General features: G+C 59.7%; 18 protein-coding genes. 8 read left to right on the forward strand and 10 right to left on the reverse strand.

Going from position 1 to position 21,606, the window contains the following annotated elements:
* Nucleotides 1-4: 4 nt before the first annotated feature.
* A complete protein-coding gene (locus tag YQ44_RS12165; RefSeq protein WP_156894805.1) occupies nt 5-652 on the reverse strand; it encodes a hypothetical protein in 648 nt (215 codons plus the stop codon).
* A gap of 62 nt (nt 653-714) precedes the next feature.
* Nucleotides 715-1,566: a DUF2306 domain-containing protein gene (locus YQ44_RS12170; RefSeq protein WP_198043920.1), complete on the reverse strand. Its 852-nt coding sequence runs from the start codon at nt 1,564-1,566 to the stop codon at nt 715-717.
* 137 nt (nt 1,567-1,703) lie between these two features.
* Here YQ44_RS12170 and YQ44_RS12175 point away from each other — a divergent pair, with 137 nt between their 5' ends.
* From YQ44_RS12175 to YQ44_RS12195, 5 genes are all read left to right on the forward strand, one after another.
* The gene (locus tag YQ44_RS12175; RefSeq protein WP_071323608.1) at nt 1,704-2,771 is read left to right on the forward strand and encodes a sensor histidine kinase; all 1,068 of its coding nucleotides are present in this window, start codon (nt 1,704-1,706) and stop codon (nt 2,769-2,771) included.
* The gene (locus YQ44_RS12180) at nt 2,768-3,538 is read left to right on the forward strand and encodes a LytR/AlgR family response regulator transcription factor (RefSeq protein ID WP_071323609.1); all 771 of its coding nucleotides are present in this window, start codon (nt 2,768-2,770) and stop codon (nt 3,536-3,538) included. Before YQ44_RS12175 ends, YQ44_RS12180 begins: the two co-directional genes overlap by 4 nt.
* Before the next feature lie 38 nt (nt 3,539-3,576).
* Nucleotides 3,577-3,948: a gamma-glutamylcyclotransferase family protein gene (locus YQ44_RS12185; protein WP_071323610.1), complete on the forward strand. Its 372-nt coding sequence runs from the start codon at nt 3,577-3,579 to the stop codon at nt 3,946-3,948.
* 67 nt (nt 3,949-4,015) lie between these two features.
* Nucleotides 4,016-5,221, forward strand: coding sequence for a hypothetical protein (locus YQ44_RS12190; RefSeq protein ID WP_198043921.1), 1,206 nt, complete (start codon nt 4,016-4,018; stop codon nt 5,219-5,221).
* A gap of 835 nt (nt 5,222-6,056) precedes the next feature.
* Entirely contained in the window at nt 6,057-7,919 is a 1,863-nt protein-coding gene (locus tag YQ44_RS12195) for an amidohydrolase (protein WP_071323612.1), read from the forward strand.
* A gap of 76 nt (nt 7,920-7,995) precedes the next feature.
* Here YQ44_RS12195 and YQ44_RS12200 read toward each other — a convergent pair whose 3' ends face one another.
* The 4 genes from YQ44_RS12200 to YQ44_RS12215 form a co-directional block, all read right to left on the reverse strand.
* Nucleotides 7,996-9,939 carry a cytochrome c/FTR1 family iron permease gene (locus YQ44_RS12200; RefSeq protein ID WP_156894807.1) on the reverse strand — a complete coding sequence of 648 codons (1,944 nt, stop codon included), beginning with the start codon at nt 9,937-9,939 and terminating at the stop codon, nt 7,996-7,998.
* Nucleotides 9,940-10,303: 364 nt separating this feature from the next.
* Nucleotides 10,304-11,533, reverse strand: a complete 1,230-nt coding sequence (locus tag YQ44_RS12205) for a phosphatidylserine decarboxylase (protein ID WP_198043922.1) — start codon at nt 11,531-11,533, stop codon at nt 10,304-10,306.
* An 8-nt stretch (nt 11,534-11,541) separates the two neighbouring features.
* Nucleotides 11,542-12,297: a hypothetical protein gene (locus YQ44_RS12210; protein WP_198043923.1), complete on the reverse strand. Its 756-nt coding sequence runs from the start codon at nt 12,295-12,297 to the stop codon at nt 11,542-11,544.
* A 148-nt stretch (nt 12,298-12,445) separates the two neighbouring features.
* Complete coding sequence (locus tag YQ44_RS12215) at nt 12,446-14,101, reverse strand: tyrosinase family protein (RefSeq protein ID WP_156894809.1); 1,656 nt, start codon at nt 14,099-14,101, stop codon at nt 12,446-12,448.
* 592 nt (nt 14,102-14,693) lie between these two features.
* On the opposite strand from YQ44_RS12215, the gene YQ44_RS12220 reads away from it, so the two are divergent.
* Nucleotides 14,694-15,524 carry an alpha/beta fold hydrolase gene (locus tag YQ44_RS12220; RefSeq protein ID WP_071323615.1) on the forward strand — a complete coding sequence of 277 codons (831 nt, stop codon included), beginning with the start codon at nt 14,694-14,696 and terminating at the stop codon, nt 15,522-15,524.
* A gap of 79 nt (nt 15,525-15,603) precedes the next feature.
* Here YQ44_RS12220 and YQ44_RS12225 read toward each other — a convergent pair whose 3' ends face one another.
* Both YQ44_RS12225 and YQ44_RS12230 read right to left on the reverse strand, forming a co-directional pair.
* Nucleotides 15,604-16,596 carry an acetoacetate decarboxylase (ADC) gene (locus YQ44_RS12225; protein ID WP_071326441.1) on the reverse strand — a complete coding sequence of 331 codons (993 nt, stop codon included), beginning with the start codon at nt 16,594-16,596 and terminating at the stop codon, nt 15,604-15,606.
* A gap of 80 nt (nt 16,597-16,676) precedes the next feature.
* Nucleotides 16,677-17,912, reverse strand: a complete 1,236-nt coding sequence (locus YQ44_RS12230) for an NADH:flavin oxidoreductase/NADH oxidase family protein (protein ID WP_071323616.1) — start codon at nt 17,910-17,912, stop codon at nt 16,677-16,679.
* Between the two features lie 478 nt (nt 17,913-18,390).
* On the opposite strand from YQ44_RS12230, the gene YQ44_RS12235 reads away from it, so the two are divergent.
* Entirely contained in the window at nt 18,391-18,810 is a 420-nt protein-coding gene (locus YQ44_RS12235; RefSeq protein ID WP_071323617.1) for a MerR family transcriptional regulator, read from the forward strand.
* Nucleotides 18,811-19,142: 332 nt separating this feature from the next.
* Nucleotides 19,143-19,361, forward strand: coding sequence for a hypothetical protein (locus YQ44_RS12240; RefSeq protein ID WP_071323618.1), 219 nt, complete (start codon nt 19,143-19,145; stop codon nt 19,359-19,361).
* A 96-nt stretch (nt 19,362-19,457) separates the two neighbouring features.
* Here the strand turns inward: YQ44_RS12240 and YQ44_RS12245 are convergent, their stop codons facing one another.
* On the reverse strand, nt 19,458-19,679 hold the full coding sequence (locus YQ44_RS12245) for a hypothetical protein (RefSeq protein WP_071323619.1): 222 nt from the start codon (nt 19,677-19,679) through the stop codon (nt 19,458-19,460).
* Between the two features lie 812 nt (nt 19,680-20,491).
* Nucleotides 20,492-21,460 carry a hypothetical protein gene (locus YQ44_RS12250; RefSeq protein WP_071323620.1) on the reverse strand — a complete coding sequence of 323 codons (969 nt, stop codon included), beginning with the start codon at nt 21,458-21,460 and terminating at the stop codon, nt 20,492-20,494.
* Nucleotides 21,461-21,606 lie beyond the last annotated feature (146 nt).

A 21,606-nucleotide genomic window follows, 5' to 3' on the forward strand; every position in this document is an offset into this window, starting at 1 on the left:
GCAGCTACAGCTGGCGCGCCAGGCTCTGCATCGCAGCCAGGCAGTGCGCCAGCTCGCCGCCGACGGCGCGCTGCCACAGGACGGCCGTTTGCGACCAGGCTTTTTGCGCCAGCAAGCCACGGATTTCCTCTTGCAGCGCTGCTGGCAAGGCGCCGAACCGGCGCAGTTCCAGAGAACGGGGCTGGCCGTGGCGGCCCGCCGGGTCCAGCTCTTCCAGTGCGTCGTGCAGGCTGCCGGGCCGCTGCGGCGCGCCGGCGTCGGCCAGATACGCCAGCTGCAGGTCGGGCGCGTCCTCGACGTCGTAGCCGAGGTCGCGGCAAGGGTCGTCGATCAGCTGGGCCACATTGTAGATCGTCAACACCTGCGCGGAACGCACGACGTCCGTCAGGTCGTGCACATCGACACCGGCGTCCAGCAGGCGCTGCAGGGCCGGGGAGTTAATGAAGGGAAAGCCCGACTCGCCCAGGTCGCGCCAGCGCTCGAGCCACTGCGGCTGCGGCTGGCTTTCATCGACGACGTCGGACCACAGGCCGCGCAGCAGCAAGTGCCGCAGCAAGGGCCCATGGTCCTCGCGTTGCGCCGCCTGCGCCAGGGCGTGCGCCTGGCTGTCGCTATATCCCAGTTCCTGCAAGCGTTCAGAGATTGAGGTCATCGCCTTACTTTCCTGTCATAAAGATTCCGGCATGATAGCGGCTGCGGGCTACGGCGGTCCGTTCAGCCGTGCATGCGCGGCAGCCACATGCCGATCGCCGCCACGGCAATGCCCGCGCCCATCGCCACCGTCAGCAGCGCCAGCACGGCCGCCATGCCCAGGCGCAGCATCGGGCCGCCGCCATCGCGGCAGCGCAGATAGGCTTCCAGCACGGCCAGCGGCAGCAGATACTGGGCAAAGGCGAGGATGCCGAGGGCCGGTCCAGTGAAGGTGGCCGGGTCGAAACCGGCCGGGCCGCCGTTGACGGCCAGCCAGAACATCAGTCCCACGCGGAAAAACCACACGCCGCTCACCGCCAGGAACAGGCGCAGCGCCCAGCGGCGGTGCGCCGCGATGTCGCGCCGCACCGCGTTTTTCAGCGCGAGGCCCGCGAACAGCAGCACCAGCACGGCATTGAGGCTGATGCCGAGATGCTGCACCATGTCGCCCACGGCGCCGCGCCACCACAGCATGTACAGTCCCGACACGGCGGCCAGCACGGCGCCGGCCAGATATATGCGGCCGTTCCAGCGGTGCAGGCGGGGCGCGCGGCGGCGCACCTGCGGCACCAGCTGCAGCGCGCCGCCCAGCATGATGACGGCCGCCAGCAGCAGGTGCACGCCGGTGGCCAGGTTGCCGATGCCGTCGCCGGGCACGTGGCCATGCGTCATGACCGTGTTCCAGCCCTGAAAGTGGCCGCGCGCGGCATGGCCGCCGTACAGGGCCACGATGTAGGCGGCAAACACCAGCTGGCCGATGACGGTGGCGAGGAACCAGAAGACGGCCGAGGCGGACAGCGCCGTGGTGCTCCATGTTCCGGCCGCGGCCTGGTACGGCGCGGGGCAGGGCATGGCGGTGGAAGGTGCGGATGGCATGGGGTCTCTCCTGACAGGGTGTGCAGCCATCAGCATAGGCGGCCGCCTGCCTGGCGGGCGCGAACAGGCGGCGACGGTGCGACGAACGGCGGTTTTCAGGGCTTGAATGGCGGCCGCTTCCCGCGTATCGTGGCGCCATGATGCCCGCGCCTGTCACCACCCGCCGCACCCCAGCGTTCCTGCCGACCGCGCGGCAGGCGCTCGTCGTGACGGTCTTCACCTTGCTGCTGTCGTGGCTGCTGCATCTGCTCAGCGGCACGCCCTACCTGGGCGTGTTTGGCCGCATCGGCTTTATCGGCGCGGTGCTGCTGCTGGCGTACTCGGCGGCGGGGGCCTTGCGTCCGCGCTGGCTGTCGCTGGCGTCCGCGCGCCTGGGCGCCGTGGTGCTGATGGCGCCCGTGGCCGCCCTGGTCACGGCGCTGGCCACGCAGCGGGGCCAGTTCTTTGCCTATCTTGCGCAAACGCAAACCCTTGTCGGCCACTTCCTGATGGTCTTGCTCGCTGTCGTCTTCGGCGTGCTGTTTTCCCTGCTGGCCATGCGCAGCGAACGGCGCGAGCGCGAACGGGCCGACCGCCTGCAGGTCGAACTGGAGAAAAACACCCTGGAGCGCGAACTGCTGGATGCGCGCCTGCGTCTCTTGCAGGCGCAGATCGAACCGCATTTCCTGTTCAACACCCTGGCCAATGTGGAAGCGCTGGTGGCGTCCGGCTCGCCGAATGCGGGCCCCGTGCTGCGCCACCTGATCGCCTATCTGCGCGCCGCCATGCCGCGCCTGAACGATGCCGGCGCCACGCTGGAGCAGGAATTGCAGCTGGTGCGCGCCTACCTGGAACTGATGCAGGTGCGCATGCCGGACCGCCTGCAGATCGACGTGGCCCACGTCGCGCAGGCGGCCAGCCTGCGCTTTCCGCCGATGGCGCTGCTGACCCTGGTGGAAAACGCCGTGCGCCACGGCATCGATCCCGGCGTGGCGGGCGGGCGCATCGCCGTGGGTGCGACGGTGGACGCGGCCGGCGGCGCGAGCTGCGTCTGGGTCAGCGATACGGGCGTGGGCATGGCGCCGACGGCGCAGCCCGGCACCGGCTTGAGCAATGTGCGCAGCCGCCTGCAGGCCGTGTACGGCGCCCATGCCCGGCTGGAACTGCACGCGGTCGCCCCGCATGGCGTGCGCGCCGAACTGCATTTTTCTGGAGGCAGGCATTGAACACTATTTCCGCGCTGATCGCCGACGATGAACCGCTGCTGCGCGAGCGCCTGCGCAGCCATCTGGCCGCCCTGTGGCCGGCCCTGACCGTGATCGGCGATGCGCGCAACGGCGCCGAAGCGCTCGAGCTGTTTGAGCTGCATCAACCCGACATTGTCTTTCTCGACATCCGCATGCCTGGCCTGGACGGCATCGCCACGGCGCGCGCGCTGGCCCGCCGCGCCCAGCTGGTGTTCGTCACGGCGTACGACCAGTATGCGCTGCAGGCGTTCGAGCAGGGCGCCGTCGACTACCTGGTGAAGCCCGTCGACCCGGCGCGCCTGGCCGACACGGTGCAGCGGCTGCAAGGCCGGCTCGCCACCCGGCTGGCCGATGGCGGCGCACTGGACGCCATGCTGGACCAGCTGGCCAGCCGCCTGGGGCAGCGCGCCGCGGCGCCTGCCTGGCTGCACTGGATCCGGGCATCGGTGGGCAACAGCGTGCGCCTGATTCCCGTTGAGCAAGTGCGCTATCTGCGCGCCGAAGAGAAATACACGCTGGTGGCGTGGGAGGAGGGCGAGGCACTGATACGCACCAGCATCAAGGAACTGGGGGAACAGCTGGACCCGGGCCGCTTCGTGCAAATACACCGCGCCGTCATCGTCAACCTGGCATATGTCAGCCAGGTAACGCGGGGCATGAATGAAACGGCGCAGCTGCACTTGCGCGGCAGCGACGAAACCCTGCCCGTCAGCCGCAGCTACCTGCAGCATTTCCGGCAGATGTGATTGCATTCACGGACAACTACCTATACAAGGAGCGGCAAATGGCAATTATTCCAGCGGCAATGACGGAACACCTGTTTTCCTACGGCACCCTGCAGCAGGCCGATGTGCAGCTGGCCACCTTCGGACGCCTGCTCGACAGCCAGCCCGACCAGCTGCCGGGCTACCGCCTGGCGCTGCTGGCCATCGACGATGCGCAGGTGGTGGCCACCAGCGGCAAGACGCATCATCCGATCGCCTCGCGCAGCGGCGAACCGACGGATTGCGTGCCCGGCGCCGTGCTGGCAGTTTCGCCGGAGGAATTGCGCCAGGCGGACGGCTACGAGGTGGCCGCCTACCGGCGCGCGCGCGTCACCCTGGCATCGGGCAGGCAAGCGTGGGCTTACGTGGATGCGCGCGACGCGCCGCCCTGACCGCTTCCTTTGCTCGCTATTTACGGTGTGACAATGCGTGTATTTTCATGCAGGGAATCCCGTTAACATGGCCGGCAAACCCTTTCCAGCCTGCATGGCGGACGTGCAATGCAGGCGGCTTCTCTTTCCCTATCGCATCGCTCAACGCCTACAAGGAAATATGTCGAACGCAACCATAGAGATTTTATCGGGCAACAATCAAAACCAGTACAGGCTGGTTACGGCAGCCGGCAATGCAGTCGCGACTTTCGCGCCGCTTTCCGTCCGGGTGTCTTCCGGCGGCGTGCCGCTTGCGGGCCGCCAGGTCAGCTGGAGCGCGTCCGGGCAGCCGGCGTCCATGGCCGTGCAGACAGAGCCGGGCGGGGGCGCTGGCAGCGTCACCGTCACGGGAGCCGATGGGGTGGCCGTCCTCGACAGAATGGGCGGCAACGCCGTCTTCGCCTACTATGCCGATGGCGGCTTCGGCGTCACAGCGGCATGCGATGGGGCGAGCGCCGCATTCAAGCAGACGGTTGCCGGGCTGGCGCCGCCCGCGCTCGCGCTGAGCGTGCTATCCGGCGATCACCAGAGCGTGGCGCGCGCGGGTTTCGCGGTGCCCGGCGGCAAAGCCGTCTTTGGCACGCTGCAAGTCAAGCTCATCGACGCGTCGGGGCAGCCGGTACCCAAGGCGGACGTCTATTTCAGGGGGGGCGTCAAGCCGGAGGGCATGGCCATTCAGATGAGCTCGAATTCGGAGGGTGCCCTGCTGACCACCGATGCGAATGGCATCGCCACCCTCGACAGGTCTGGCAACCACGGCCTGGCTTGCTACTACGCGGAAGGGGCCTTCACGATCGTCGCCGGCGCCAATAATTCATCGACGGCAACTTTTTCGCTCACCGTGGCGCCGTCCGCGCCGCCGCCCGCGCCCATTGCCGGCGCAAGCCTGGCCGTGCACGCGGGAGATGGACAGACGCAGGCGCGCATCCATGGCGCCGGACGCAGCGCGGCGGCAAACTTCGCGGCGCTGACGGTGCAGCTCAAGGGGCCGGACGGCGTGCCCCTTGACGGACAGCAGATCAGCTGGTCGTCACCATCCCATCCGCGCGAGATGGCGCTGCAGACGGAGCCGGGTGGCGGCATGTCCTCCATCACCTTTACCGACGCCAACGGCATGAGCACCCTGAACCGGATGAGCGGCTTCAGCGTCAGGGCCTACTTTGCGGATGGCCCGTTCACGCTGCAAGCTTCCCACGGCTCTGCCACGGCGCTGTTCCACCTGACCGTGGGCTGACGCCAGCTGCCGCTTCCCGCGCAGGCCTTGGCGCGCGCGTCAGGCGCAGACCGGATTTTCAACGTCGGGAACAGTGCGTGAAAGCCAAGGGTAGACAGGCGCAGCAAACCATCGAGTCGAATGCGCCGGCGTTTCAAAGAACGCCGGCGGCATTTTCCAGCAGCCGCTTGATTTCTAAAAAGAAAATTCCGCCGGCCACCAATAAATGATTGCGCACTGCGCTGTCCACTGTGCTGTCCATAAGCGGCGCCGTGCGCCGTTATGCATGGCGACTGCTTATGTCCTTTGCGGTTTCGCAATAATTTCTCGTGTATTGCTTAATTCTTCAGGCGGCAAAAGGACGTCGAGCGGTCCTGCGTGTAATAGTGCTCCACCAACTTGCGTTTTATCGCCGGGGTCTGCACCAGCAATACCGCGCGATGCGAATCCGCTTCGCCATCGGCGCCGATACCCAGACGGTATTTCCCGGGCCACCCGCCACCGCGCGCGTCTTCGCGTCAAGAATGAGTATTATTAAAGTTTATAAAATATTACCATTCAATTGTCACGCGATGATAAATATCTGTCTATTGTCTATCGGGAAATTGAATGGTGAGCTATCACGGAGAATAAATATATTGCAGGGTTTCTGAAAAACACATGCAGACTTTTACATTCAGGTGACAATGTTTGAGTCTTTTGGATTTTCAATTCGCTATGCTGTATGGCAGTTACTGGCAGCCGGCGAGCCGGTAAAAACATGCCGTTCTCCCGATATTCTGTTGTTGGGTATATTCGATGCAGAATTAAGGATGACTTCATTGATTTAAATCAATTACTTCTGATAGGAATCTGCATGAGCCATGACCACCTCGGTTGCGCCTGCTGCAACCTGCCTCACCTGCCAACGCTGACCAGCGGCCTGCTGACGGAAACCGCACTCAGCGGCGAACTGGATGCCGCGTTTCAACAGGCATATGCGCCGCACGGCGGGAAGCTGGGGCCGCAAGCCGTGATCTTTCATAACGGCGTCATCCATACCCTGGCCACGGGCGGCAGCGAGCAGGTGGATGCCCTGGGCATCGCCGGCGGCACCATCATCGCCACGGGCACGCTGCACGAAGTGCGCCAGGCCATGCAGGCGCACCAGCCGGACGAGACGGACCTGCATGGCCGTACCTTGCTGCCAGGCTTCGTCGAAGCCCACATGCACGTGCTGCCCAGCGCGCTGTACAAGAGCTGGCTGTCGCTGACGCCTTTCCAACAGGCACCCCGGCAACAGGAGTTGAATCCGGAATACAGTTTCCAGAGCATCCGCCAGCAGATACTCAGCGCGCTGGCGCAGCCGGAAAAGCTGCAGAAAGACAAGAAAGGCAATCCCTGGCTGCTCGGTTTTGGCGTTGATCCTTCGCTGATGCAGCCTTGGGAAGACATCACCGCCAGCCAGCTGGACCCGTTGAGCAGCACGGTGCCCATCCTGCTGATGAACTCTTCCGGCCACCTTGCCTATCTGAATACCGCTGCGCTGAACGCGGCGAACATCCAGGACAACCCTTCCGGCGTGCTGACCGAGATCAAGATCGCCGAAGCGCTGCTGGCCGCGCCGCAGCCCAAGCTGCCGGAATTTATCGCTAGCCTGAAGCAGGTGCTGGAGAATGCCTCCGCCATGGGCTTTACCACCGTCTTCGACGCCGGCCTGGGCGCCACCGAGCAGCCGCAGCTGGAGATCGGCCTGCTCAAGCTGGCGGCCCACCTCGGTCCCGTGCGCATCGGTGCCGCGCTGTTTACCAAACCCGAAGCCGCAGCGCTGGACAAATGGCTGCAGCATTACAAGCCGGACCTGGACAGCCACGGCGACCAGCGTTTCAGCATCAAGGCGATCAAGCTGATTGCCGATGGCTCCAACCAGGGCTTGACCGGTTACCAGAACCAGCCTTATGCCTGCGCGCATGAACATTCGATACCTGGCGTGCCCGACACCGGCTTGAGCAATTACCCCCAGACATCCTTGTTTACAAGCATGCTGGGCAAGGCGGTGGGGCAGGGCTGGCCCGTGCTGGTCCACGCCAACGGCGACAAGGCGGTGGAATATGTGCTGGACAGCTACCAGCAGGTATTGACGGCGCAGCCGGGCGGCATCAGCGAAGAGGAAGCGCAAAAGCGGCGCAAGCTGCGCCTGCGCGTCGAGCACGCATCGCTGCTGAATGATGTAGCCATCAATAAAATGGCGGAACTGCAATTGAACCCCAGTTTCCTCATCGGCCACGTCGGCTATTGGGGGTACTCGTTCCAGAGCACCATTTTTGGCCGGGAGCGGGCCCAGTTGCTGGACCGCTGCCATTCGGCAGTGCAAGCGGGTATGCACATCAGCTTGCACTCGGACCATTTCGTCTCGCCGCTGGGGCCCTTGCGCATGATGGAGCAGGCGGTGTTCCGCACCATGGAAGCGACGTCGGGGAAGGAAGTGCTGAATCCGGGCGAGTGCCTGAGCCGCATGGCGGCCTTGCGCGCCGTCACGCTCGATGCAGCCTGGCATTGCCACATGGATCATCTGGTGGGTTCGCTGGAGGCCGGCAAGCGGGCTGACCTGGTGATCCTTGCGCAAGACCCGCTGGACGAGACGGTGCGCAAGCTGCGCGACATCGTGGTGGAGGAGACCTGGCTGGCAGGAGTCAGAGTGCATCGCCACGGCAATGCGCCAGGCAACATTGCGCGATAAGCCGCCGCAATGCAACAGCCCCCGATAGCTGCCGGCAGCTATCGGGGGCTGTTAGTTACCGCAGGACGTTACCGGCTCAGGCCAGCTTGTGCTTGCCTGCCGAGAAACGGTTCCAGCCATAGCCGGCGACGATGATGGCCAGGATGGCCGCTTGCGCCAGCAAGGTTTCCAGGGTCGGCAGGATGCCCAGCAGATCGACGCGGATGAAATCGACGGGGCTCACGCCGACCCAGCCCGCTTCCTGCAGCGCGGCCACGCCTTTGCCCATCAGGATCACGGCCAGCACGGCCACGAAGGCGGACGTCCACGAGAAGAACTTGCCGATAGGCATGCGCGCGCTGGTGCGCAGCAAGGCCCAGGCGATCACGACCAGCAGCACGATGGCCACCAGGAAGCCGCCCAGCAGGGCGCCGCCATTGCCGTCCGCCGCCAGGGCGGAATAGAACAGCACGGTTTCAAAGACTTCGCGGTAGACGGCGATGAAGGCCAGGGCGAACAGACCCCAGGCCGAGCGCCGCGACATGGCTGCCGTGAGTTTCTCGTGCAGGTATTCCTGCCAGCGTCCGGCGCTGCTCTTCTGGTGCATCCACAGGCCCACGCTGAGCAAGACCAGGGCCGCGAACACGGACCCGAGGCCTTCGCTCACTTCGCGGCTGGCGCCGCTGATGGTCACCAGATACGTTGCCGCCACCCACGTCAGGCCGCCCGCCACCAGGGCGCTGGCCCAGCCCGCATGCACGTAGGGCAGCACATCGTTGCGCTTGGCCTTGCGCAGGAAGGCGATGATGCCGATCACGATCAGCAACGCTTCCACGCCTTCGCGCAGCAAGATCGTCAGGGCACCGATGAAGGTCGTCATCGGATCGGCCTTGGCGTCGCCCAGTTCCGCTTCCACGTGGGTAAACAGTTGCTGCAGCTTTTCGCCGGCTGCGTCGGCATCGGCCACCGTGCCCTTGGCCACGGCCGAGCGGTAAGCCAGCATGGCGTTTTCCACGGCCAGCAGCAGCGATTTGTTGCGCGCGCCGACCATCGGCTCGATCGGTTCGAAGCCGTCCAGGTAGGCGGACAGGCCCAGGCGCGTGGCGCCCGCGCGGTCGCCCGCGTGCATGGCGGCCAGGCTTTCGGCCAGGCGCAAACGCGACAGGGCCAGGCCGGCCGGCTTGTGCGCCTCGGCCTTGTCCGGATGGCTGCGCAGATACGCCGTCAAGGCTTGCGCCTCGTCCGCGCCCAGCTTGGCGGCCGCCGCTTCCTGCGTCAGCGTCGTCACGGCGGCCAGGTCCGCGTACAGTTTTTTGCTGCGCGGATCGTCCTGCCACAGTTTTTCGCCGCGCGCGCCTGCCGCCGCATCGTGCGACATGCCGCCGATGTAGAAGGCCAGGTCCCAGCGCTCTTCTTCGGACAGCTGGCCAAAGCTCGCCATCGAGGTGCCGGCCACGCCTTGCGAGATGACCTGGTACAGCGCCATCAGGCTGCGCGACTGCGCCCGCTCGCCATCCGTGAAGGCGATCGGCTTCGGTTCCAGGCTGGCCGCCAGCGGACCATCGCCGCCGCCGGCCACGCCGTGGCACGACGCGCACTGGGCCGCATACAGGGCGGCGCCGCGCGCCAGGTTGGGCAGCACTTTCGGCGCCACGGGAATCGGATAGGCGGCGATCAGCAAGCCATTCGCGTGGTGCGCCAGGCGCTTGACTTCCGCGCCATCCGCCTTGGCGACGACGGCTTTGCGCAGGTCGGCGATGGCGGCGGCAATGGTCGCTTTCGAGGCGTGGGCGGGCAGGGCGGCGATCTGCGTCGTTGCGTTGTCGGTAAAATCGAGCATTTCCGCATACTCTGCCTCGCTCACCACCTTGCCGTGCTCGACGGCGCCGCTGTAATCGACGGCAACATAGTCAATCAGTTGCCACAGCTGCTTGGCCCCCGTGTCCTGCCCGGCCACTTGCGCCTGCGCGCCGCCAGCCAGCAGCAGGGCGGCGGCCATCAGGAGATGGCAAACGAGCCGTTTCTTCATTTTGATGAACATGATTCTCATTCTCATTTCTTGTTAACCCGGCGACTATAGGACAGGCACCGCGGGGTGTCAACGCGTGCACGGGTGAAGGGCATGGCATTTTTGTTCTATCGGGCAACGAATTAGTGCGGATTGCGCGTGCCCGAGGCAGCAGGTGAGGACCCGGGGCCGAGAGCTAATTCAGCAGTGGTGAACTTGTCCATGCGACAAGAATCGCCTGTCGAGGAGGCGCTGTGGGGTGGTGATGTAGGCGAATGCAGTGGCTTGCAAGAACATTTAATGGAATGAATCGTGTCTGACAGTGTGAATTGCAACTGCAACTTGCGTGCGTTTCCCAAGGATACGCACGCAAGAAGCTATTGTTTAAGACAGGCGCCTATTTTTTCACCTTCGACATGCTGCCGATGCGCTGTCCCTGCAAGACGGAAATACAATCGAGCACGCCAGGTTGAAACAGCAGGATATTGAGCGATCCGCCATAAGCAAAATAACCGAGTTCCTCGCCTTTCTTGATCTTGACGGGGGTGCCGCCCGGACGCACGTAGGTGTCGCTCACCACCGATGGATGTATCGCGCTGATGGTGTTCAGTCCGACCGGCACCACTGCCACGTAGCCGTAATCCGCCGTTTCGATGATGAAATAGGCACGGTGGAAGTCTTCAAAAATGCTGAAGTCGGTATCGCTTTCGCCGATATTGCCTTCGCCGAACCAGTGCTCGCCATCCATGATGCCGTTGTAGATACCCGGAACTTCCATGCCTTCCACGATATTGCCGCTGACCGGCGCATGGTAATGGTGGTAACTGGTCGGCATCAATACGCAGGAAAGGGCGGTGCCGCCCACGAAATGCCTGGCAAATTTGGAATTATTCAGCAATTGCGTTACATTCAATTCCCGCGTCTTGACCGGCAGGGAAGTCTTGAGCGTGAGGTTCGATTCGATGAAGTTGATTTCGGTATCGCCTGAAGCCACCAGTATGGAATTATCCTCGGGATCGGAAACAGGCCGGGGATTGTAGGCGGCACTGATATTCAGGCGACGGGTAAAGAATTCATTGAAAGTCTTGAAGCCGCCTGGGGGAATGATGAAGTCCCTGTTCGGAAACGTCGCCATCCATTCCTTCAGATAATCCTGATTGATGGATGCAGGCGAGTCCATGAAATGGCCGCGCTCCTTGATGAATCTGACCGACCAGTTGAATATCTCCCTCGAGTATTCTTCCGCATGACCGCTTTTGCTTTGCAACCTGTTCATGAAATAGAATGCCTGCGGATTATTCACATAGAAAAAGGTCAATGGAACAATGAAACCCAGGCCGCTGTCTGGCTGCGGCAGGAAGGTAAACCATTTGTCGAAATAGCCGACGAAATCATCCACCGTGGTATTGGTCCATGGATTTTCCTGTTGCATGCCCAGTTCCATGATGAATGGATCCAGGTTGGCAATGGCGGTGTTGTAAGCCGCTTCGACCACTGGATTGCGTACGATCACCCGCAACTCATCCATGATCTTTTTCATTTCAGCTGTATGCGCCGGATATACGCCATCGGGAAACATTCCAACCAATGGGTTTTTTGATTTGGCGTCTTGATTTATCTGTTCCATAATTTCAATCATCTTTCAAGTGAGAAATTTACATATCGGTGAGCAGAGAAATACACATACACAGTCAATACAAGGTGATACAAGGACATACCGCACAACATTGCGCAGACAAACCCATCCGCACTCAAATTTTTCTGCACGACGATACCAAGCGATTCAAATCCGCTCATCGCTATCGCCATGCAAAACAGCATCAGCAAGCAATACGCCAGGCGCGGCAAGATCTGCGCCCGCATGCCGCGCCGGATGCGCAGCCACCATCCTGTGCCGGCCGCAACGGAGCCTTGCCCTGGTACTGCGACGGCATGAAAACCCAGGCATATCCACAGCAGCATCGCGACAGTCGTGATGGGGAACCATTGGAAGTGAAATTCGATATGCCGCCCTATCCCGGTGAGGAATGCTTCCTGCATGGCGCTACGGCACTGCGACAACAGGAAAACAGGCGACACGCGCCAAAAGTCGCCCAGGCTGGCAATACTGATCAGGGCGCTACATCCGAGCAGGGACCAGATGGCACTGCGCCGCCGATGCAGGTGAAAGAGCAGCCAGGATGTCGTTACCAGACACGCGCCGCTGAGCGCTCCCCATAGCCACAGGGTCGGTACCTGGTGTGGCAGCAGCGGCAGCAAGGTTGCCAGCCAGGAAAAGCAAAATAGCAGGAGCAGATCGCGAGCAGGCCGGGGGGAAAGCCAGCTTGCCGATCCGATAAGAGAGCGGGCACGTGCCGCCGCTCCAGGATGCCATGCGTGGGGGAGGGTCACTTTATCCTTCCGCATAATTTTCACCATGCTCCTGTTACCAGACAAAGAATTCTTTGCGGTAGGACAAATTGAAAGAGATACGTGGATCACGCAGGCTGAAAGAGCGCAATTCCATGTCTTTCAGCCTGCGTTGCTGTTGCTATCCCGTTTATTTCAGGCTGACCCGCAAGGCCTTCCTGAGGGGCGCCGCAGTCGACGCCAGCGCCAGCGTATTTACGCCAGGATCGGCCTGGTGGCCGACAATTTCTGCACTGAAGGTCGTGTCGGAATTCGCTACCACACTCTGTGGCAGGTGATTCAAACTGAAGTGTGCCTTGACATTCAAATGCGTCTGGCAGTTGGCGCAACCCTGGATCGCATTCCGGCTCAGGACGGACTGGACGCCGACCAGGTGTTTCTGGCCATTCACCGTGGCATAGCCTGCGATCAGGAAGGAGCCGCGGACGGCCGCCTTGTTGGCGCCAGACACCGTCAATACCTGGCCGCTGTAACCTTCCGATACGTTCAGCATCTGTTGTCGGCACGCCCCGGTTTGCGGCCAGCTCGCCTGGTCAAGCGAGCCGATCGAATAGGTGTAATTCAACTGCTGCTCGATATTCACCACATCGCTGGCGACTTGCACCTTGCCGTTCGCATCGACAAATGGCATCAGCGGCGAGTCCATCGACAGCCAGACATTGCCGGCCACCCCGGGCGTAGGTCCCTGATTATCGACAGAATTGGTGCCCGGATATTGGGGAATGATATCGAGTGTGTTGAGGTTGCCAGTTTTCTTTTGCCAGACCCAGAACATGCGGTCGACATTACAGTGATGGAAATAGAAAATCGGATCCAGGCCCGCCGTGTCATTTTCACCCATGTCGCCATTGGCGCCAACGATCGGCGATCCGTCAAAATTCTGCGTGGCGACCGTTGTAATATCGACGCCGCCGACCGCGACGTGCATATCGTTATGCGGCTGTTCAAGCGGCACTGCCAGAGTTTCACCGGTACTCAGTAAATCATTGTAATTCTGGGCAGACGTCGTATTCGAGAAAACCGTATAATTGGGCGCATTCAAACAATTCTGGTAGGCAGTATGGATGCCGGCCGATATCGTTGTATTGTTATTGACGTTATCCGGTTGAATATTGATAACGGCAAGATTGAGCCAATTAACCACGTTCTGGTTAAGCACGACAACCGCTTCGGCCGCGTTCCACTGGCTGTTGTGCAGCTTAGTCACGGCCAGATTGGCAGGCGTGCCCACCAGGCCGGAATAAGGGTAGCGAACCGTCGTGTAGCCTGCATTCTTGGTATACAAGCCTCCCGCGCCACCTTCCTGGTCCGTGGAGATATTATCCGTAATATTGACTGGAAACGTGAATGAGCGCAGCGGATTCGGAATCTTATTTCCATTGCTATAGGTGAAAAACTCGTCCGTCAGGCAGGATGGTATGCCTTGCGCCAGTGAGTATTCATCTGTTTCATCCCAATACGGCAACATCACGCTTTCACATCCTGGAATGCTTTGCAATGCCTTTTCCAGTTTCACCAGATACAATCTGTGCCAGGTTGGAAACAGGACGTTTCCGTGATTGCACCAGCCGCCCCACCATGCGCTGCTGCCATATCCAGCGCCGCGGAACGGTTCGCCGTGATAACCGCCAAGCACAAAAAATGAATTGAGGTTGGAGGAATCCAGCGCCTTGATGCCAGCCCAGGCCGTCATCAGGTTTTCCAGGGTTTCAGTATCCGTCTTGTTCTCGAAATTGGTCTGGATTTCCAAAATGGAACGACGAACGCCCATCGATATTTGTGCCATATTTTACCTTGTCGTGGTTTTGTACAAGAAAGAAATACCCTGAAAATCCAGTGATGCATACTGCGTTCGACGGTCATACATTTCTTCTCATCATCATCTTTATTATTGAACGATAAAACAAGTAACATCTCGGCTCAAAAAGTTACATCCATTTGTTACTTGCATAAAAATAATAAGCAGCGAGCCAAATTTTCTGTCAAATACTGCTCAACGCATGGCGCGGCCAGGCTTCGGGGCGATGCCGGCAAGATTGGCCTTGCGTATCAGTGCGCAGGGAGCGTGGCGCGGGCGCAGGCCCACGCGCACGGCGGGCGGGGAGGGGAGAACATCAGGCAACGGCACTGCGCCAATTCTCCGATTCCTGTGCCAGATCAAAAGAGCATTGACATTAACGTTGACTTTAGTCTTAGAGTAGAGCCACGGCTGGGCAGGCAGGGCGGGGGGATCCGTCCTGAAAGCAAACGTTGCCAGGCCGTTCGAGTCGTTCCCGTCGCCTCGCCCAAACCGTAAAGGAGCAGGATTTTACCGAGTGACAGCAAGCAGCTCATACCTCACCAGGTGGCAACTCACACATTACATAGGAGTACGGACCATGGCATATGTCACAACGCAGGATGGAGTCGAGATATTCTACAAAGACTGGGGGCCGCGCGAGGCGCAGGTGATCTTCTTCCATCATGGCTGGCCGCTCAGCGCTGACGACTGGGATGCGCAGATGCTCTTTTTCCTGGCCAACGGTTTTCGGGTAGTGGCTCACGATCGTCGCGGCCATGGGCGCTCCAGCCAAGTCGGGGACGGCCATGACATGGACCATTATGCCGATGACGTGGCGGCGCTCGTGAACCACCTCGGCGTGCAGAAGGCCGTCCACATCGGCCATTCCACGGGCGGCGGCGAAGTCGTCCGCTATATTGCCCGTCATGGCGAGGATCGCGTATCCAGGGCGGTGCTCATCAGCGCGGTGCCGCCCTTAATGGTGAAGACCGACGGCAATCCGGGCGGCCTCCCCAAGGAGGTTTTCGACAACTTCCAGGTCCAGCTCGCGGCGAACCGGGCGCAGTTTTACCGCGACATTCCTGTCGGCCCTTTCTATGGCTACAACCGCCCCGACGCCAAGCCGTCGGAAGGCGTCATCCTGAATTGGTGGCGGCAGGGCATGATGGGTAGTGCCAAGGCCCATTACGACGGTATCGTGGCTTTCTCGCAGACCGACTTCACCGACGACTTGAAGAGCATCAGCATTCCCGTACTGGTCATGCATGGCGACGACGACCAGATCGTCCCTTATGAAAATTCCGCGCCCTTGTCGGCGAAGCTGCTGAGGAACGGCATCCTGAAAACCTATCCGGGATTCCCGCACGGCATGCCGACTTCCAACGCCGACACGATCAACGCCGACCTGCTGGCGTTTGTGCGAGGCTAACAGCCACGGGCGCCGGTGGATCCCCCCCTGGCGCCCGCCGGCCCGCTGTTACTGCGGGCCTGGCGAGATGCGCGCAAGATCATTTTTCGGCGTCGAGGGCAGCGAGTGGCTTCGGCGCATACAGTGCACTCTGGAATTCTGGCACGTATTCATATTTCATCATTTTCCCCAGCTTCAGCGTCTTGATGTAGGTGGAGAAGCTGCCGTCGCCCAGCGTCAGGTCTACAGATTCTGCGCTGCTACTCGATGCATAGCTAAGTTGCCGGGAAACGGCATAGCCATAAGTCAGCTTCCCGTCCCGATCCTGGTTTGTGAAGCTGTTTTTCACCAGGCCGGCCTTGTGCGAGAGGTCGCCCAATTTTTTTCCCGCAAAAACAAAATCAAGCTTGCCCGTGTCGCTATCCTTGACCTCGAAGGAAATGCTTCCTTCCGTTTCCTTCAGATCGATATCGGTCAACCACTTGGGCAGATTGTATCCAAGCACGCCACGCACCCTGGCCAGTTCCGTGTTCACAGGCAGTTTCAGCACATAGCCCCAGAAATCATTGGACAGCGATTGGGCAATCAGGGTGAACGGACCAAAACTGGACGTGCCAGGCTGGTTGGTCACTATGGCCAATGAAATTTCATTGTAGCTGTCGTTGTCGCAGTACGCATATGCATAGGCGGTCAACGCCACCGCACCACGGCCTGGCCACACTTGCAGTGGCTGGACTTCCTTCAGGATCTCTTCCGGCATCAGTTCCTTCAACCTTTGTAGGTCTGCCGTAAATACGGCAGTGATTTTGCTGTTTTTATAATAAAAATTCGGTGAGTAGGACTCGAAGCCGATGGCGACCTGTTCTTTCTTAATCCCCCTGAACCAGTTCAAGTCAAGGTCCGGCGCTTCCGACTCGATGACGGACAGGGGCGGATTTGAGCGGAACCGATCATACAAGCCCCCGGCCGTCACCGGGACAGCATGACCGGCGATGTGAATGATGGTCTGCTTGCTGTCGACAGGATTGTCGGCCCGGGACGGGCTTGCCGCAGTACTCAAAAGAAATCCAGATACTGCCGCGGCAATTTTCATATGCATTGCTTGCCCCTTCAATGTTTGATTTGGAAAAGTTGGTTTATAAGCAGTCTGGCCGGTATGCGAGCACCGCGGCGTCAGGCATTGCGCGGTTTATCCATCCTGCGGCGATACTGCCAGTTCTTGACCTTGGTTTCCAATTGCTGAATCAGCAGCGCCAGGGCAGGGGCCACATCGGGCCTGGTATGCTTTCCCTGGCTGAGGCGTCGCAGTTGATACTTCACCATCGCCATATAGGCGATGGACGACAGCACCTTGTTTTTCCAGGTGATCGCTCTAAGCAACGGAGTTGCTGATGTGTCAGAAGCCCATGCTTCAGGCAGGCGCGGATTGATCGCCAGCGCAGTGCCCATGCCCGCCATATCGATGCCGCTGCTCAACACTTGCTCCACTACCTGATAACGGCGTATGCCGCCTGTCACCATGATGGGCATCCGCGCCACCGTTGCGATGTCTTTGGCAAATTCCAGAAAATAGGCCTCGCGGGCAAGCGTGCGGCCATCGCGTGTCTGGCCGTGCATGGCCGGCGCTTCATAACTGCCGCCGGACAATTCAATCAGGTCCACCCCCATGGGATTGAGCATGGAGACAACTTTCTTGGCGTCATCCGAACTGAAGCCACCCTTTTGGAAATCCGCCGAGTTGAGCTTCACCGCAACGGCAAAGCCTTTGCCCACGGCCTGCCGCACCTCCTTGACGATGTCGACCAGCAGCCGCGCGCGATTTTCAAGTGATCCGCCCCAGCGGTCAGTGCGCCTGTTGGTGATGGGGGACAGGAATTGGCTGATCAGGTAGCCGTGTGCGGCATGTAGTTGCACGCCCGTAAAACCGAACCTTTCGGCCAGCTGTGCGGTCCTGACAAAGCGTTGCCTGACGTCGGCAATGTCGGCCTCCGTCATCTCCCGCGGAGCCGAAAACTGCTTTGAGAAGTTCCCCAGGTCCATGGGCACGGGTGACGGTGCGATGGTTTCCTGTCCCATTGCAGCGGGCATCTGGCGTCCCGGGTGATTGATCTGCATCCAGATCTGCGCGCCCTGTGCGCGGGCGGTTTGGGACCATTGCTCAAAACGTTCGCCAAACTGTTCGGACTCGAGAACCACGCCTCCCGGTCCCGTCATGGCGCGGTGATCGATCATCACATTTCCAGTGATCATCAGGCCGACGCCACCGTCAGCCCACGCACGGTACAGGCGAATCAGCTCCGCCGAAGGAGCATGATCTTTATCCGCCATATTCTCTTCCATGGCGGCCTTTGCCAGGCGGTTCGGAATGACTGCCCCATTGGGCAGCGACAGTGCAGTGAAGGGTTTCATCGTTATTTTCCAAGGTTGCGATACGCTCACGATAAGCTTTAAGCTAACTTGAAGGTCAAGCCCTAAAACGAAAAAATATTGCGCATGTATCCCGATCGAGACAACCGTTTGCAGAACTGCCATCCCCTGAACAGAAAAAACATCGGCAGCGCATTGGCCCCTTGACCTTGAAGTTGGCTTCAAGCTTATAGTTGATCGTGCCGTGTCAGCGGACATGGCCTGGTACTTTCAACCATGTGGAGGACCATCCCAAAAGTGCCCTGGCTGCTGCAAAGTGAGATGGAGAGCAAGGGGGCGCGTTATGCAAAGGGCCTTATCCCGTTTGACAGCTTCGTGATTACAGATGACCGCTTCGTCACGGGCCAGAATCCCGGATCGAGCAAGGAAGTGGCGCAAGCGCTACTCAAGGCGCTGCAGAATAACAAACCGCAATAATGACTAATACAATGTTGCAAACGATTGCTCAACAGGAAAAACTATGAAAATTGGTGAATTGGCCAAGCGCAGTGGCCTTGCCGCATCGACGATTCGATTCTACGAATCGAAGGGCTTGCTGAAAGTCGTGAGCCGGCAATCGAACGGCTACCGTGACTATCCGCTTGAAGCGGTGGCGGTGCTGTCCATTATCAGTGATGCGCAGCAGGCTGGCTTTTCCCTGGACGAAATCAGGCAAGTCCTGCCAGAGGATATATCCTCATGGCGCCATGATGATTTGATGGTGGCCCTTAAAAAGAAGATTGCGGATATTGAATCACTCGAAGTCCGCCTAGCCCAGAACAAAGCCCATCTGCTGTCGCTGATTCAACTGATCGATGCAAAACCTGATGATCTGGCTTGCAAGGACAATGTCGCCAGAGTCATGGAAAGCATCGGCATAGCCAGTAAAAGTGAAATATAGAACACAAGGCCGGTGATTTTTGGAGGTCCACGGATTCAATCGGGGGCAAAACGCACCGGGAGAGAAGGCTGCCGTGCCGTAATCGAGACCAGCATGCCGCGGGAACTGGCGCCGGCCCATGGGCAGTGGTCGCATGCCGGCATCAGCGACGAAGAAGCAGGACGAAGGTAGCGGGCTAGCTGTTTCTGGCTGCCAGCAGAAAACCTTGCGCATCACGGCTTCCAGTAACAGGCAGCGAATTCCCGGAACGTCAGGGTGAAGACCCGAAGCACCGACACCTAGAGCGACGGCGACTACAGTTGCAGGCAAAGTTGCAGCGGCAGCGGCAAGCCATGATGCAACGCAGGGAGAAACGATACGCTCAAATCAACGGGTGCCCGTTGGTTGCTACGTTCCGACAGACTGAAAAATCGCTGTACGACGAACAGGCAACAGGGCAATTTGGCGAACAGCTTGCGGCCAGTCAAAGTGCCGTGCGCCAGGTGGAAGTAATGTGGGAACTCGTCACCGGGAACGAAGGGCAGCTAACCTCCATCGTCAATTTGACATAATATAAATTATGCGAAGTATTGTGCGAACCTGAAGAATCCCCGTTCTCCTCGAGATGGAAATCGCAATACCGATTTATGGTCTTCGATCCATCATAATCAAAAATAACAAATGAGATTCCCAATCTGCGACACGGCAACCCCACCGGGCTTGCGCACTTCGTCATGGACCTTCCCTTGGCTGATATGGTGCGCACTGCGCCGCGACGAGCGCACCGTGCGCGACTGGCTCAGCGACAAACAGCGCGTGCCCTGGTGGAGTCCCGAATACATGCGCTTGCGCCAAATGGAACAAGCCGGACATTTGCTGGCGATGAACATGACAGCCCTTGGAGATCGCCTGGGCGTTGTGGCATTGTGCGTGCGGACGTCATCGAACTGGCCGTGCGCCTGCCAAAAAAAGAGCCGCAAATAACTGGCTTGCGGCGCGATGACTTCGACCAGCTGCAGATCGCCCTTTGATTACTGCTAGAGCGGCCGATTACAGCACTTGCAGCGTTCGCGCTTATTATTCTTGCGTATTTCGCACCTGAAGGCCCAGGCGGACAGGACAATGCAGACGACTATCAGGACGATGCCAGTTGCGATAAAGCTTTGATGTGGACTCATATCATTCTCGACCATGCAAAAACAGAAATTCGATTCTATCAAATAAATTATTTATCACGTTACATTTTGTAACAAAGCCCGCAATCTGCGGGCTTTGTCCATTTCTTCTTGTGCTTGCGGAATTGTCTGTTTGCCTTGCGCAGCGGCGTGCGACGGGCCGTTATGCGGCCTCCAGCGCTTCCACGAGGGATTCGATTTGCGCGGGCACCCCAGTCCTGCAACAGAAGACCTGACAACGAAATGAACAGGAACGGGTCTACTGCGCTCATTTTGCCAGCGGACCTTTCTCAGCGATCACGCCCGCCAGCGCGTCCGCCTTGGCCTTGGCGCCATCGACCGCGACACAGCTGCCTGTCGAACATCGAGGTACACCGGCGCGGCCCCGCATCGGCGGGCATCCACGATTGCTCGATCTTCAATTGGAGAGGCGATTTTGTGATGTTTCGACTCGCCTGCCTGCTTTGGACTCGGCTGCCGGCAACGCTCACGCGTACGCTAGGCTCAAGCGTCGGTCTGCATCTGCGCTAGTGAAATGCTTTGCTCTTCTTGGGATTGGGTATGCCCTTTGCCTGCGGCTTGTAAAACATGCCGCCGGTAATGACGCCGTTGCGCAAGTCCTGGGTCCAGTCGTCGATGATGACGCGTAGTTTTGCCCGGTTGCTGATCCAGCGCTGCCTGGCGCCATCGATCTTGTTGTAGAAATCCAGACTGGCGAGGTTCCTGGCCGTCAGTGAATCGAGTAATTCAATGTAGTGCTGGGTGCCGGCCGTCGTGCTTTGCGATTCGAGGATGCCGATATTATCCATGTAGCGTTGCAGCTCCTGCGCAGCCAGCGAACTGTCCGTGTTGGGCTTGGCAAGGTGCTGGAAGTTATCCAGTTCATATTGAATATGCTGTTGTTGCCTGACCAGCATGTCGCTATGTGCCGAATAACGTCGTTCGCGCTTGGCAACGCCACCGTAGGTCCACGATGTCTTTGCCGTCGCATCCGGCAAAAAATGGTTGGCCAGCGTCATGTTCGGCGTCGTATTGGTCTTCTGCGGCGTGATATCGGTAAATACGACCTTGCAATTCTGAAAAAAATTCAGCATGTGCGGGTCGATGGTCGTGTTGTTGTTGCTTTGATTTTCATTGGCCCAGCCAGCCCACAAATTCATCGGTTCCCAGATGCAGACCGTATCGAAATTGTGCAAGCCGCTGGCGTCCCAATGGGGTTTGATTCTCAGGGTTTTCAGGTCGGCTGCCTGGATGATATTCATGGGGTCATCATAGGCGCCGCCGCCCAGGATCATCAGGTAAAACACGAGGATGGCGCGCTCGAATGTATTCGGCCCCTGGGCCTGGGCCAGTTCAAAGAGATCGAGCAGATCGGTCTGGCGCACCTTGTGCCGCTTGTTCAGTGCGCTGGCCATGCTGCCGAGCGCGTCAAATTCCCCCACCACGGCCACGGCCGTCGATTCCGCCAAAAACAATTCGAGTGCCAGCTTATCCATCTGCGCGTCTCCACCTGCTCAAGGGCCATCCCCTTGCGGCGATGGCCAAGATAATCAATGTCGGGTCCATTTGCGACGTTATAACAAGCCATGGAGCCGCGTACGTATCAGCCCGATACAAACAGGTAACAGCAGGCCAGCACCGC

Origin of the sequence: Janthinobacterium sp. 1_2014MBL_MicDiv (assembly GCF_001865675.1) — a bacterium.
In the GTDB taxonomy this organism is placed as follows: domain Bacteria; phylum Pseudomonadota; class Gammaproteobacteria; order Burkholderiales; family Burkholderiaceae_D; genus Janthinobacterium.